The organism is Epilithonimonas caeni DSM 17710 (assembly GCF_000426465.1).
GTDB classification, from domain to species: domain Bacteria; phylum Bacteroidota; class Bacteroidia; order Flavobacteriales; family Weeksellaceae; genus Epilithonimonas; species Epilithonimonas caeni.
This window is the reverse complement of the sequence record NZ_AUFK01000003.1, coordinates 1-13,679: the sequence shown is the minus strand read 5'-3', so window position 1 is coordinate 13,679 and position 13,679 is coordinate 1. Positions and strand designations below refer to the sequence as shown.

The 13,679-nt window shown below is 36.1% G+C and carries 11 protein-coding genes and 1 rRNA gene; 1 reads left to right on the top strand and 11 read right to left on the bottom strand.

All coding sequences use genetic code 11. The annotated features are described in order from the left end of the window. Window positions 1-14 precede the first annotated feature (14 nt). The 6 genes from nudK to folK all read right to left on the bottom strand — a co-directional run bounded on the left by nudK (window position 15) and on the right by folK (window position 7,067). Entirely contained in the window at window positions 15-596 is a 582-nt protein-coding gene (gene nudK, locus K319_RS0100970) for a GDP-mannose pyrophosphatase NudK (protein ID WP_027381921.1), read from the bottom strand. 29 nt (window positions 597-625) lie between these two features. Further along, window positions 626-1,588: a methionyl-tRNA formyltransferase gene (gene fmt, locus K319_RS0100965; protein ID WP_034671185.1), complete on the bottom strand. Its 963-nt coding sequence runs from the start codon at window positions 1,586-1,588 to the stop codon at window positions 626-628. A gap of 178 nt (window positions 1,589-1,766) precedes the next feature. Beyond that, window positions 1,767-3,668: a RecQ family ATP-dependent DNA helicase gene (locus K319_RS0100960; RefSeq protein WP_027381919.1), complete on the bottom strand. Its 1,902-nt coding sequence runs from the start codon at window positions 3,666-3,668 to the stop codon at window positions 1,767-1,769. A 73-nt stretch (window positions 3,669-3,741) separates the two neighbouring features. Then, a complete protein-coding gene (locus K319_RS0100955; RefSeq protein WP_027381918.1) occupies window positions 3,742-5,184 on the bottom strand; it encodes an OmpA family protein in 1,443 nt (480 codons plus the stop codon). 26 nt (window positions 5,185-5,210) lie between these two features. Next, the gene (locus K319_RS0100950; protein WP_027381917.1) at window positions 5,211-6,629 is read right to left on the bottom strand and encodes an OmpA family protein; all 1,419 of its coding nucleotides are present in this window, start codon (window positions 6,627-6,629) and stop codon (window positions 5,211-5,213) included. A 21-nt stretch (window positions 6,630-6,650) separates the two neighbouring features. After that, window positions 6,651-7,067, bottom strand: a complete 417-nt coding sequence (gene folK, locus K319_RS0100945) for a 2-amino-4-hydroxy-6-hydroxymethyldihydropteridine diphosphokinase (RefSeq protein ID WP_027381916.1) — start codon at window positions 7,065-7,067, stop codon at window positions 6,651-6,653. Window positions 7,068-7,089: 22 nt separating this feature from the next. Here folK and sppA point away from each other — a divergent pair, with 22 nt between their 5' ends. Further along, window positions 7,090-8,841, top strand: coding sequence for a signal peptide peptidase SppA (sppA, locus tag K319_RS0100940; RefSeq protein ID WP_027381915.1), 1,752 nt, complete (start codon window positions 7,090-7,092; stop codon window positions 8,839-8,841). 274 nt (window positions 8,842-9,115) lie between these two features. Here sppA and K319_RS0100935 read toward each other — a convergent pair whose 3' ends face one another. The 5 genes from K319_RS0100935 to rrf all read right to left on the bottom strand — a co-directional run bounded on the left by K319_RS0100935 (window position 9,116) and on the right by rrf (window position 13,572). After that, window positions 9,116-9,784, bottom strand: coding sequence for a DUF6048 family protein (locus K319_RS0100935; RefSeq protein ID WP_027381914.1), 669 nt, complete (start codon window positions 9,782-9,784; stop codon window positions 9,116-9,118). Further along, window positions 9,750-10,220 (bottom strand): DUF6452 family protein, encoded by a 471-nt coding sequence (locus tag K319_RS0100930; protein ID WP_027381913.1) that lies wholly within the window; start codon window positions 10,218-10,220, stop codon window positions 9,750-9,752. The genes K319_RS0100935 and K319_RS0100930 overlap by 35 nt, the downstream gene beginning before the upstream one ends. A 24-nt stretch (window positions 10,221-10,244) precedes the next feature. Then, the gene (gene rlmD, locus K319_RS0100925) at window positions 10,245-11,651 is read right to left on the bottom strand and encodes a 23S rRNA (uracil(1939)-C(5))-methyltransferase RlmD (RefSeq protein WP_027381912.1); all 1,407 of its coding nucleotides are present in this window, start codon (window positions 11,649-11,651) and stop codon (window positions 10,245-10,247) included. A gap of 7 nt (window positions 11,652-11,658) precedes the next feature. After that, complete coding sequence (locus tag K319_RS0100920) at window positions 11,659-13,158, bottom strand: TlpA family protein disulfide reductase (protein WP_027381911.1); 1,500 nt, start codon at window positions 13,156-13,158, stop codon at window positions 11,659-11,661. Between the two features lie 305 nt (window positions 13,159-13,463). Beyond that, window positions 13,464-13,572: ribosomal RNA gene (gene rrf, locus K319_RS0100915) — 5S ribosomal RNA — on the bottom strand. Window positions 13,573-13,679 lie beyond the last annotated feature (107 nt).

The window sequence follows — 13,679 nt, the reverse complement described above, 5'->3', positions numbered from 1 at the left end:
AATTGATTTTTAATCTATAAAATATTTTTGAGTCTCACATGCTGAAGTAACATAATCGTTTTAGCATCTTTGATTTCGCCCGAGTCAATCATCTCAAGCGCTTTGTCGATGTCGAGTTCCAAAACTTCAATCTCTTCCTGCTCATCTTCCAGCCCGCCTCCATCATTGATTTTCATAGATTTGGAATATTCTGCGATGAAAAAGTAAAGAATTTCCGTTACCGAACCCGGCGACATATAAACCTCGAACACCTTCTTGATGTCCGAAATTTCATAGCCCAATTCCTCTTCCGTTTCTCTTTTGATGCAATCTTCGGGATTATCTTTGTCCAAAAGCCCGGCACAGGCTTCAATCATCATTCCGTCTTCGTTGCCGTTGATGTAAGTTGGTAAACGAAATTGTCTTGTAAGAATAACGGTTTTTGATTCTTTATTATAAAGTAAAATCGTTGCGCCATTTCCACGGTCATAAGCTTCCCTGCTTTGGATTTCCATCGTTCCGTTTTTCTTTAAATATTCGAAAGTCACTTTGTTCAAAGTGTACCAATTATCAGAGAGGATTTCTGTTTTTAAAATTTTGACTCTATTATTTTGCATTTGGATCTATTATCTATTCGTCTATTTTCCTATTGGTCTAAGATTTTTTTATAATCCTCAAAATTCTGAATTCCGTTAAGGAAATCTTTCACCGCCATCCTTTTCTTTCCCTGAATCTGAACATCTTCCGGATAATAGATGCCGTCTTTTGTATAGAATTTGAACTCAATTTTAGAAATATCAAAATCTCCGGCTTCCCTCGAATGGGAAATTAATTCAAAATGTCCTTTGAAGATTTTCAGTGATTTTTCCTCATCTCCGATTTTCAAAATAGTAAACGCTGTTGGATAAGGCGACATTCCTCTCACGAAATTATGAATCGTTTCAGAACTTTGACTCCAATCGATTCTTAGATTTTCCTTGAATATTTTGTAAGCTGTTTTTGGATTTTCTTTTTCCGGCTGGGGTTTTTCCGTGATGGAATTGTCTGCTAATCCGTCCAAAGTTTTAATCACCAAATCTGCACCGATTATCATCAATTTATCGTGAAGTGTTCCCGCATTATCTTCAGGTAAAACTTCGGTTTCTGCCTGGAGAAGAATATGTCCTTCATCTATTTTTTCATTGATGAAAAATGTAGTTACACCCGATTTTTTTTCACCATTAATCACCGCATAATTAATTGGTGCTGCGCCACGATAATCGGGCAATAAGGAACCGTGTAGATTGAATGTACCCAATTTTGGAATCGAAAACAAAACCTGAGGCATCATCCTAAAAGCTACAACCACAAAAACATCCGCATCCAGATTTCTGATTGATTCTAAAAATTCCGGATTTCTAAGTTTTTCCGGCTGGAAAAGGTTGAGGTTATTTTCTTCTGCGAAAACTTTCACTGGCGAAGGCGTGAGTTTCATTCCTCTTCCGCTGGCTTTGTCTGCCGCTGTTACCACGCCGACAACTTTGTGACGGGAATTGAATATGGCTTCCAGAGAAGCTTTTGCAAAATCGGGAGTTCCGAAGAAAATGACATTAAGGGATTTCGTATGCATTGATAATTGATGATTTATTAAAACTGATAATTCGTATGTTTTCAATTACAAAAGTCACATAAGATTTTCATTCACTTCTCTTTAAAGAGTAAAAAACAATGATTGTTTATTTTTTGCTCTTCATAGGGTTTTATTTTTATAATTTCCTTTGTGACTTTTGTCGGTATTTTTTAAGGTTTTAACTATTTAACATATAAGTTTTGTAGTTCAACATTTTGACTTTCCCGATATCCAAAAGGAAAATCAGTGTTTCCGAAATAGATTCTTTGGAGTAGAAATTAAGATTTGCCGCGATCTCGTCCAATGACATTGGTCGATTGGAAAGCTGCTGGGCAATATCAGAAGACAAGTTTCTTTTGGAATTGGTTCTCTTTCTACAAATGGAACATTTTCCACAATTCTCCGCATCTCTTTCCCCGAAATAGTTTAGAATCAACTTCATTTTACAGAAATCGGGATCCTGGATAAAGAATTTGTTTTCTTCCCACTTCCTCAGTCTATTTTTCTGGATATTATTAAAAAGTATCCAATATTCTCCAAACAGATGTTGATCATTTCTAGGTTTCAAAAACCTGATAGAATGCTGGCTTCCGTCGAGATATTCCAGATGTCCGGATTTCTGCATTTGTTTCAGTCTTTCCTTGAAATTTGAAATATCAAACCCATTCTTTTTGCAAAAAGCCAAGTCGCTGAAATGTACTTTCTGAATGGCCAAACCTGGCAGGTTCCTGAACAACAGTTCCATAAAATAGGCATCGGAAGGGGCCAATTGTTCCAACTCATCAGACTGTATAAAACTCTGAATGGTAGAAGCCGAGATATTATTTTTGTAATAAATGAGTTCCTGATTGTTCAGAAACGTCAGGATATTTTTGATTTTTGCGGTTGATAATTTGGTCAGATTTTTAATTCTGTTGATGTCCAGCTGAAATGTTCTTTCCGGCAAATCGGAATCAGCAACCTGGAAAATAGAATACAGATAAGTCAATATTTTTTGATATTCTGACTTGTCGGGAATTTGGTTTTGGAATGTATCATCGATGTTTGTGAGTTCCTGCTCGTTCCAAAGCATTAGCACCAAGGCTTCTTCGCCATTTCTGCCAGCTCTTCCGATTTCCTGATAATAATTTTCAATCGTGGAAGAAGGTGAAAGATGGATAATAAAACCAACATTGTCTTTATCGATTCCCATCCCAAATGCATTGGTGGAAACCAAAACGTGAAACTGACTGGCAATCCATTTTTTCTGAAGCTTTTCTTTTTCATTAGGAGTCAAACCTGCATGAAAAAAATCGACATTTTGGAATCTGTTATTTTTAAGAAACAATGTTAGCTCTTCTGCTTCTCTTCTGGTCCTTGTATAAATAATTCCTGAAACCGGATTCTGTCTTAGAAATTCTAAAATCCGGTTGTACTTGTTAGAGGTATTTTCTAGAATGATATTCAGGCTGTCTCTTTTGAAACTTTGCTTATAAATCTGAGGATCATGAAGTCCTAGCCTGATTGAAATTTCTTCAACTACTTTGTTTGTAGCCGTTGCCGTCAACGCAAGGCAAGGCACATTTTTGAATTCCTGCCGAAACTTTTTGATGTTCTGATAACTCGGACGAAAATCCGAACCCCATTCAGAAATACAGTGAGCTTCATCTACTGCAATAAATGAGATATTGATTTCCTGAATATTTCTTAAAAACAATTGATTTTGCAATCTTTCTGGAGAAATATAAAGAATCTTAATCAATCCATCTTTACAGCGGTTATAGACAGACTCTTCCTCGAACTCGTCTAATTCTGAACTTAATAATTCAGCTTCAATTCCCAGACCTTGCAAAGAATCAATCTGATCTCGCATCAATGCCAAAAGTGGAGAAATAACAATGCAAGTTCCTTCCAAAACAATCGCTGGCAACTGATAGCAAAGAGATTTGCCGCCACCAGTCGGCAATAAAGCTAAAGTATCTTTACCATTAATAACGGAAAGAATAATATTTTTTTGTGAAGACCGGAAATCATCAAAGCCCCAAAATTGTTTGAGTGTTTGATGAATTAATCTGTCCTGTGATTCTGTGAAAGAAAGCATTTGTAAATTTAACCATTTCTATAAAATAAAAAAACCGCATTACTGCGGTTTTTATAATATTGAATTTATTTTTTTATTTAGCTTCAAAATAAACTCTTCTGTTAGCTCTGTTTTTCCATTCCGGGCATTTAGAAGCTGGTTCACATTCTGGATAAAGAAGATCAGTTTCTCCTTTTCCTAAAGCTTCGATTTTATTTTTATCAGCTCCGTTTTGAATAAGGAAATCTTTAACGTTATTAGCTCTTCTTTCAGAAAGACCTTGATTGTACTCTTCTGTTCCCCTTGTGTCTGTACCACCAATTACTCGGAAGCTACTGTTAGAAGAATTAATATAATTAATTGCATTATTTAGGATTGGCGTATTAGAAGGTAAAATCCTATCTGAATTTAGATCAAACTCAATGCCTTTAAGTAGTGTCGTTTCTTCTGAAACAAGTCCTGTTCCACCATTGTTATTTGTTGTAAGTGGGCAACCGTTATTTTCTACCGGCCCAGGAACTGTTACACATTTGTCATAAAGATCGATAACACCATCCAAATCTGTATCTAAAGCTACACCAGCGCCATCAACTCTTGCACCAGCAGGTGTATCCAACTGTCTGTCCCAATCATCACATACTCCATCATTATCTACATCTCCTTTTTTACAAACCTCTAGATCTTGTGTCTTGTCTGCTAGCACATCTAACTTGTAATAGATTTCTTGTAACGGATCATGCCACATCAAGTGTGATTCATGTTTCCCTAATTTGAAAGTAACTCCCAAAGTTGTGTTGAAGAAATTATCTGAAATCTGATCTTCTGTAAGGTTATAACCTGTTTGTCCAACACCAGCTCCATCAAACTCATCATCACCAGTCACAACATACATTACCCTTCCTTCTATATCAAATCTGTTATTGATTTTAAATTTAAGACCAGCTCCCGCTTGTCCGAAAAGAGATCCTAATTTGAAAGGTTTTTTCTCAATATTTAAAACTTGGTTGTACGGACCTGGATCTTGTCTATAAGACTTATATGCGATTGTTCCAATACCTGCATATCCGTGTAATGCCCATCTGAACGGAGATTTATTATCCACCCTTCTGAGAAGGTTAGAAAAGTTAAGATCCCCCAAAATAGAAATCGCATCATATTGTGTTCTACCAGCTATTTCTCTTCCTGTTAACTCAACATGATCTTTTGTATTAGCATAACCTTGTCTTGTCTCCCCTCTATCATATTGCAAATTAAGTCCAAATGCATGGGTAATAGCTTTATCAACACTTACATAAGCAGAATATCCAAAAAGATTTTTCCCGTTACCATTCTTGATGGACGTCATATCCGCTGATTGGATCAATGGAACACCAGCCCCTATAGATATGGACCAATCATTGAATCTTTTGGAAGATTGTGTGAATGGAGAAATATTTTGTGATCCAGAATTAGCTCCTCCTGTCGAAGCTTCTTGTCCAGCTAAACCCATAGGCAACAATAAACCTATTGCTACTAATGATAATAAATTTTGTTTCATATTTGAATGTTTTTTTTTCTAATTATTTATTTTGCAATAAAATATACTCTTCTATTTGCTTCATTTTTCCATTCCGGGCATTTTGTAGCCGGATCGCACTCAGTATATTTAAGATCATCTTTACCTCTACCTTCAGCAGTTAAAACATCTGCTGGTACACCTTTACTAACAAGATATTTCACAACAGCATTAGCTCTGGACTGAGAAAGTTTCTTATTATAAACAGCAGAACCTCTTGTATCTGTAGCTCCGATTACGAGGAAGCCTTTATCCGCGCCTAATGTTTTGATAATATCTGCAGCCTTATTAAGGTCAGAATATGACTTTTCTCTAATAACATCCTTATTAAGTTCAAACTCTATTCCATTAAAATATTTGTTGATCTCATCTATGGCAAGTTCTCTAGATGGCAAAGGCTCTTTAATTTTTTGCTCTATTGGACAGCCATTATTATTGACAGGGCCTGGAACCGTAACACACTTATCGTTAAGGTCAATAACGCCATCCAAATCTACATCCAAAGCAACTCCAGCTCCATCTACTCTAGCTCCGGCAGGCGTATCCAATTGTCTATCCCAATCGTCACAAACGCCATCGTTATCCATGTCTCCTTTTTCGCAAACTTTGAAATCCTTGAATTGTTCCTCAAGGTCCGCAGTTTTCGCATAAGCTCTTTGAAGAGGATCTACCCAGCGAAGGTGATCATCGTGCTTTCCAAGTTTAAACGAAATCCCTAAATTTACAAGCCATGCATTATCCGTATAAGAATCATTAATCAAGTTGTATCCCGGAGTTGCATTTCTTGTCCATCCACCTCCATCAAATTCCTCATCTCCACTTATCAGATATAATGTTCTTAATTCTACGTCAAGCAGACGAGAAATATTATACTTCAGCCCAATACCTCCGATATAGCTAATGCTTGAAATATCTATTTTCTGTTTTATGTATAAAGGCCATTTGCTAAGGACAGCATTATCTTGTAAGAAGGTCCTATATCCCATTACACCAATACCTCCGTATCCATGCAATGCCCATCTAAAATTAGATCTATTATCCACTCTTCTCATGATATTAGAAAAGTTGACATCTCCTAGCAATGCAATTTGGTCGAATTTGGTATAACCATGCCCCACTCCGGCGGCATCATTCAGATAAGCTTTTTGTTTTGTTTCACCCCTCGTATACATTAAGGAAATCCCAAATGTATGACTGATCTGCTTATCCAAACTTACATAGCCATTCCATCCCCAATTGATATCTCCATCATAAAAGGAGGTAAGATCGGCATTGGCCATGAAAGCACCACCCCCGCCAACAGAAACTGACCAATCTTTGAAAAGTCGGCTTTTGTTGTTGAACGCTTGCTTCGGTTGTGTATTTTCCTTAGTCTGTGAAAAACCAAGAGCTGGTAATAGAAAAAGTAATAATAATTTTTTTTTCATAATCATCTGTGTTAAATGAGTTTATTTTACAAACCTGATTATCTCTTTTGCAAATTCCCTTTCATAAAGATTTTTATGATGAGGAACAATCAATCCCTTTGAGATAAACTTTATATTATTGTATAATATTATATCAATGTCTATAATCCTGTCCTGATATGTATCAAAATAACTCGAGTCTTTTAAACGACCCATTTCTATTTCGATGTTTTTTAATTCAGAGAGTAGTCTTATAGGTGAAAAATGTGTTTTTAATTTAATTGCAATATTACAAAAATTATTGATACTATCAAATTCTACAGGTTTTGTTAATATTAAATCTGATTTAATTAAAATAAGACCTATATTGTTTTCTATTTTTTCTAAGGCAATTTCAATATTTTTGCCGGGATTATTTATATTACTTCCCAGTAACAAAACCACATCATTGTACGACATATATATCAAATAATATAATTAGATGAAAAGTTTTTTCAAATTAGTTTTAGCAAATTTAACTGCAATTTTCATTATAATAGCAGGTTTTTTCCTGTTTTTTATCGGATTTATCATTTTATCATCGATATCGGGAGGCACAGATGTCAAATCGAATTCTGTTTTGACTCTCGATTTAAAAACAAAAATAATTGATAGTCCGTCAGAAGACCAGGAAGATATTTTTGCATTTAATAACAAGGAAAAAGAAACTTCTGTCTTGCTTTATGATATTTTGCAGGCTATTGAAAATGCAAAAACTGATGACAAAATAAAGGGCATTAGCCTGGAAATGGACAATATCAATGCCGGCATGACCCAATTAGATGATATCCGAAATGCGTTAATAGATTTCAAGAAAAGTGGAAAATTTGTTTATGCTTATGGTAATGCCGTCTCTCAGGGTGCCTATTACCTAGGCTCCGTTGCTGACAAATATTATCTGAATCCAGCGGGATTAATAGAATTGAAAGGTCTTTCTACAGAAGTAACTTTCTTCAAAAACTTCGCTGAAAAATATGGTGTAGGCATACAGGTGATCCGCCATGGGAAATTCAAGGCTGCGGTTGAACCTTTTTTAAGAGACGAGATATCTCCTGAAAACAAAGAGCAGCTTTCGACTTTACTGAATGATATCTGGTTAAACACCTCCAATAAAATTGCAAGTTCCAGAAAAATACCTCTGGCAGAACTAAATACAATTACGGATAGCCTTTATAGCTACCTTCCCAACTTAAGTCTTAAATATAAACTTGCGGACCAACTGATCCAAAAATCGGAATATGATAATATCATCAAGAAAAAACTGAATATCGATACAGATAAAAAACTGAATAAAATATCATTTGCAAAATATTCAGAATCTTTGAATTCTGATAGTGATGGTAAACAGATTGCAGTTCTGTATGCATCCGGGGCAATCTATAACGGGAAAGGCTATGATGGTATCTATTCTGAAAACTTTATCAAGGAAATCAAAAAACTTCAAAAAGATGATGATGTGAAAGCTGTCGTTTTCAGAATCAATTCTCCTGGTGGAAGTGCCAATGCCTCTGATGAGATCCTTTTTGAATTACAACAACTTAAAAGAAAAAAACCTGTCGTGGTTTCTTTCGGAGACTATGCTGCTTCCGGAGGTTATTATATCGCCATGGGCGCTGACAAGATCTTCTCGGAACCTAATACTTTGACAGGCTCCATTGGGGTTTTCGGAGTTATCCCTTATTTCAAAGAGCTGGCTGAGAAAAATGGCATCAGAAGCGATGTCGTCTCTACGAATGCCAATTCTAATATGTTCTCTGCAATCAACGGTCTAAGTCCCGGCACACTTAATATAATGACAAGGAGTGTAGAATCTACCTATCAGCGTTTTGTACATTTCGTAACGTTGAACAGAAAAAAATCTTTTGAAGAGATAGACGCTATAGGCGGCGGAAGGATCTGGTCTGGCGTGAGGGCTAAACAAATTGGTCTTGTAGATGAATTGGGAACCTTGCAAGATGCGATCAATTATGCGGCCAAGTCTGCCAATCTAAAGGATTATGGGGTTTCTTCCTATCCTGCAAAAGTTTCAAAATTTGAACAAATATTTTCAGCGGAAACAGAAGAAGATTTCTCGACGAGGCTTATCAAAAATAAAATCGGGAAAGAGAATTTCAAGATCTTCCAGCATATTACGAATCCTGATACGAGATCTGCGGTAATGATGGAAAGCCCCTTCAGTATAAAAATCAACTGATCTACTTTATAAAATAAAGTTTTAAAAGCACAAAGCTGTTTATTGGGCTTTGTGCTTTTATTTTTACAATTGTCTTTATATTATTGATGATCATGGACTTGGGAAAAGCTGCGCAGGTTTTGGTTAATGAGAAGCTTCTCACCAAGTACTAACAAGCTTGTCGTTGAAGAACTTCTAGTTTTTATTGAAAAATCTATAACCAGCAGCTGATCAACCTAAATGCTGTTAAATAAAAAAGCCTACTTACCGCAGGCTTTCTATGTTTTTTTAATGTCTAAAATTTGTAAGCTATATTCCAGCTAAATCCCATTGTGAATTTACCCGAGCTCCTCCCAAATCCGGGCACGATCATCGGTTCTATTTCATCCTGCTTGGTGGTGTATGCAAGATATCTTGGTTGCACATTGACATCTATAAAGAAATTACTATCAAAGACCTGAACTCTTGCTCCTAACATAGCCTCTATCCAATAACTGCTTTGTGTAGAAGGATCAAATGCCAAAGTAACGCCTTCACTATACATTCCTTTTACTGGAACTGCCATGTATTCTTGTGTATAAAAACTTCCAGCTAATTTTCCTCCGGCATAGAAACCATTCAAGGCATTTTCTGGATCCATCGAGAGCATATAAAATGCACCAAGCTTGGCAAACATTCCATCCGCCTTTGCATCGTATCCGTTCTTTTGATAAATATTTTTATCGTAGCCCAAATCAATTACTGCGTGTGTCCTTTTATTGATCCTACTAGAAATAAACCCTTGAAACAGCTTTCTATCTCCAAATAATCCAATGCTAAGATTAAGTACATCTGCACCTATTGTAAAGTTGGGTGTGTATTTCCACTTTATAGAGTCTGATTTTTTCTCAACTGCTTTATCCTGGGAAAAAACAGAGATACAAAATAGACTAAAAACGCAGATAAAAATTGATCGTGTTCTCATCTGTAAGTGATGTATGATTTTGTTCCACAAGTGAAACCGGGTTACTCTTTAAAAGTTCTGCTTTCAGGTTCTCATAGTTCTTTTTAAAACCGCAAGCTGGTGAAACATACACTGCTTTGCTATCATAGTTGATTCGGACTTTTGAGCTATCTCCATTGATTGTTGTCTTAAAATAAACATCTGTATAGGGACTATCATCTACCTTCAAAGGAATGAAAACAGAATCTACTTTCCCAGCAGACATAATATTGGTAAGTTTTGTATTTCCATAATCTACATATACATACAGAGAATCTACCTGCATTAATTTTCCACCGCTATCATGAAACTTCAGCTTCAACCTTGGTGTAGAATCTCCGCCCAGACAGATGTCATCATCTCCTCCGCAACTTGTCAAGATCAAGATAAAACTTAGAAAGAAAAATATTTTTTTCATTGAATAAAGATAATAGAAATTGTCCTATTTTTTTATAAGCAAAGCAATATTCTCCACATGATGGGTTTGCGGGAACATATCCACAGGTAGGATTTTGACCAATTCATAATCATCTTTCATGAGTGCTATATCTCTGGCTTGTGTAGCAGAGTTGCAGCTTACATAGACAATTCTTTCCGGTGCTAATTTCAATATCTGTTCCACTACTTTCTGATGCATCCCATCTCTTGGTGGATCGGTGATCAGCACATCAGCTTTCGGATGATTGGCCAGAAACTCATCATTGAAAACATTTTTCATATCACCGGCATAGAATGTTGTATTATCAAGGCCATTCAGCTCAGCATGTTCAATTGCTGCATCAATAGCTTCTTGTACAGCTTCGATCCCTATCACGTGTTTTGCATTTCTAGCGACATATTGCGCAATAGTACCTGTTCCTGTATAAAGGTCATACACCACTTGATCGCCTGTCAGTTCTGCAAATTCAAGTGTCTTTCTGTAAAGCTCTAGGGCTTGGCGATAATTGGTCTGGAAAAAAGATTTTGGTCCGATCTTGAATTTCAAGCCATCCATTTCCTCATATAGAAACCCTTCTCCGAAATAAGCCTGGATATCCAGATCATAGATACTATCATTTCCTTTTGGATTAATCGCAAAGACAAGTGTTTTGATCTGTGGAAATCGGCTTAAAAGAAAATCAAACAATTTAATTCTCTCTGCTTTCATTTCTTTGAACAATTGGAAAAGAACCATCCACTCGCCTTTAGAATTCTGACGCATCATCAATGTTCTTAGAAAACCTTCCTGTGCTTTTACATCATAGAATGCCAAACCGTTTTCGACAGCATATTTTTTTACGGCCAAACGAATTTGATTGGATGGATCTTCTTGTAGAAAACATTCCTTAAGGTCAAGAATCTTACTCCACATTCCCGGAATATGGAAACCTAAAGCATCCTTGTTACCAAAATTCTCTTCCGAGCTGATCTCATATTGTGTTAACCAGCGTGCATTGGAAAAGGAAAATTCCATTTTGTTTCGGTAGAAATACTGTTCTTCTGAACCAAGAATTGGAATAATATCAAATCCAGAAACACCTCCAATTCTCGTGATGTTATTCACAACCTCGCTATGCTTGAATTCCAATTGTTTCTCGTAAACGATATTTTGCCATTTGCAGCCACCACAGGTTCCAAAGTGTATGCATTTTGGTTCAACCCTGTCTTCAGAATACTCCAAAACATCTACGGCTTCACCTTCGTAATAATTGCTTTTAGCTTTTTTGACCCTTACATTCACAAGATCTCCTGGCACTGCCCCGGAAACCAAAACTGTTTTTCCTTCTGTAGTCTTACCAACAGAAACTCCTTTCGCACCTGCAGAAAGGAGTTTGATATTTTCAAGAATCAGATTCTTTTTTCTCTTCATCTATTATTTATTTTGTTGCTGTAGAATCAGTTGTTGCTGGCTTCTGTTGCAACAGATCATTTTGTAATTGAGCTGGCTGATTAACAGACGGTGCTTGTAAACCGGAAATTTTGTTCATCTCTTCTACAAATTTGGCATCTCCCAAATTATAAAAAGTTTGACTTGCAACTTTACCATCTTTATCTAGCAAGAAAAAGCCTGGAATTTTAAATCCATAGATGAAAAATTTCTTAGCATATTCTGATGATAATCCACCTTCAGCATAATAATTGGTTCCAGGAATCCCTTTCAACATTGCATTTGCTGTTTTAGTAAATTGCTCTTTTGTATCATCTAGATTTACAAATGCAAAGTTAACCTTAGCTTTATAGAAATTAACAACTTCCTTAAGAACAGGAATCGTAGACTGTCCGATATAAGGATTCCAGGAAGCATAGCTCATGACCAAAGTTGGCTTGCCATTCGATTCGATATTTCCAGATTTACCATCCAATTTCAACAAATTGACTTTCGGAGCAACTTCACCTTTCTTCAATCCAAAAACTGCATTGATAGCAGAATTCAGATCTTTCTTAACTTCAGAATCTTTAATATATTCTTCGCTAATCTTTTGCACCTTCTCTACTTCACTTGTATAAGGATTAAGGTCAAACTTTGCAATTACGAAAGCCAATAGATAATCTTTTGTTTTTTGAGACAAGTCTTTATTTGCAGCCAAAAATCTAGCGAAGATAGTTGACATGCTGACATTGTCTTTATCTTTTTGCTTAACTGCAAAATTCTGAAAATCCTGTCCTACTTTATTTAAAAGATAATTTCTATAAACAGGAAGATTTTCTACCATCCTGTCATTGTTCTTCGTCAAAGATTTTTCATAATCAAGAAAGTTTTTTGAAACTTTGAAAGACGGATCACCCGCAACTTGTCCATGTGAAGATTCATATTGAACCAGGAATGTAAGAACATTGGTTGTTAATTCATCTTTCTTCAGTTTTATTACATCACTATCAGGACCGATCTTATCAGCATTTTCATCGATATTCTTTTCAAGGTCAGCATAGACTTTTTTGATCTCAGTTAAAAAATCAGACTCTTTCTTCTGAAGTAATTGCATATTGAGTTTAGAACTATAAGTCTCCATATATTTCTGAGTCGCAGTGATGAAATCATTATTTTTCTTAGCATCGCCTTCAATTTTATAAATTTCTGGGAAAGTAGCCGCATCTCCATAAATCTTAAGGTCTTGACCTTTTTTAAGATAAATGAAATTCATTTTTCCAGCGTAAGTCATTGCATACATTCCATTTTTAGGGGCTTTAAATTCTCCTTTGAAATTTCCCTTCTCGTCAACACCTATATTGACCAATGGCAAAGTAGCTACACCTGAGGCTTCTATAAATTCTATTCTTTCTAAAGGAGAACCTCCCTTGATATTTCCTTCAACTTTAACTTTAGAGCAAGAAACTGCCATGAAAGCAATTAAAAGAAGAAATAAGTATTTTTTCATTTTAAAAATTAATTTGTGCAAAAATAACTTAATTAGGATTTGAAAAAAAATGAAATTTGAATTTTTATCAAAACATTAACAGATAGTGTCTATAATAGGAGAAAATGTAATGAAGTTTTCAAACTTCAAAATAAATTATTCAAAAAAGTGGGTATCATAATATAGCTCTCACTGTGTGGATTTGGGGTCTCCGGTGTCCCACGGGCCTTCGCGGGCGGTGCCGTCCGGGCAGATGGATGGGTGGGTGGATGGATGGGGCAGGTAGCAAAAAAAACGCCCATCAAATGAATGATGAGCGTCTGAAAAACTGGCGGCGACCTACTCTCCCGCTTGTCGCAGTACCATCGGCGCTAGAGGGCTTAACTTCTGTGTTCGGAATGGGAACAGGTGAGCCCCTCTGCTAGAACCACCCTAAAGGCTGTTCGTACAAAAGGATGTACAGTATATTTATTAGACTTGAGATACCATGATTCAAGATTTCAGACATTGGTCTGTATTCTTTTATCTTGGTTCTTTTATCT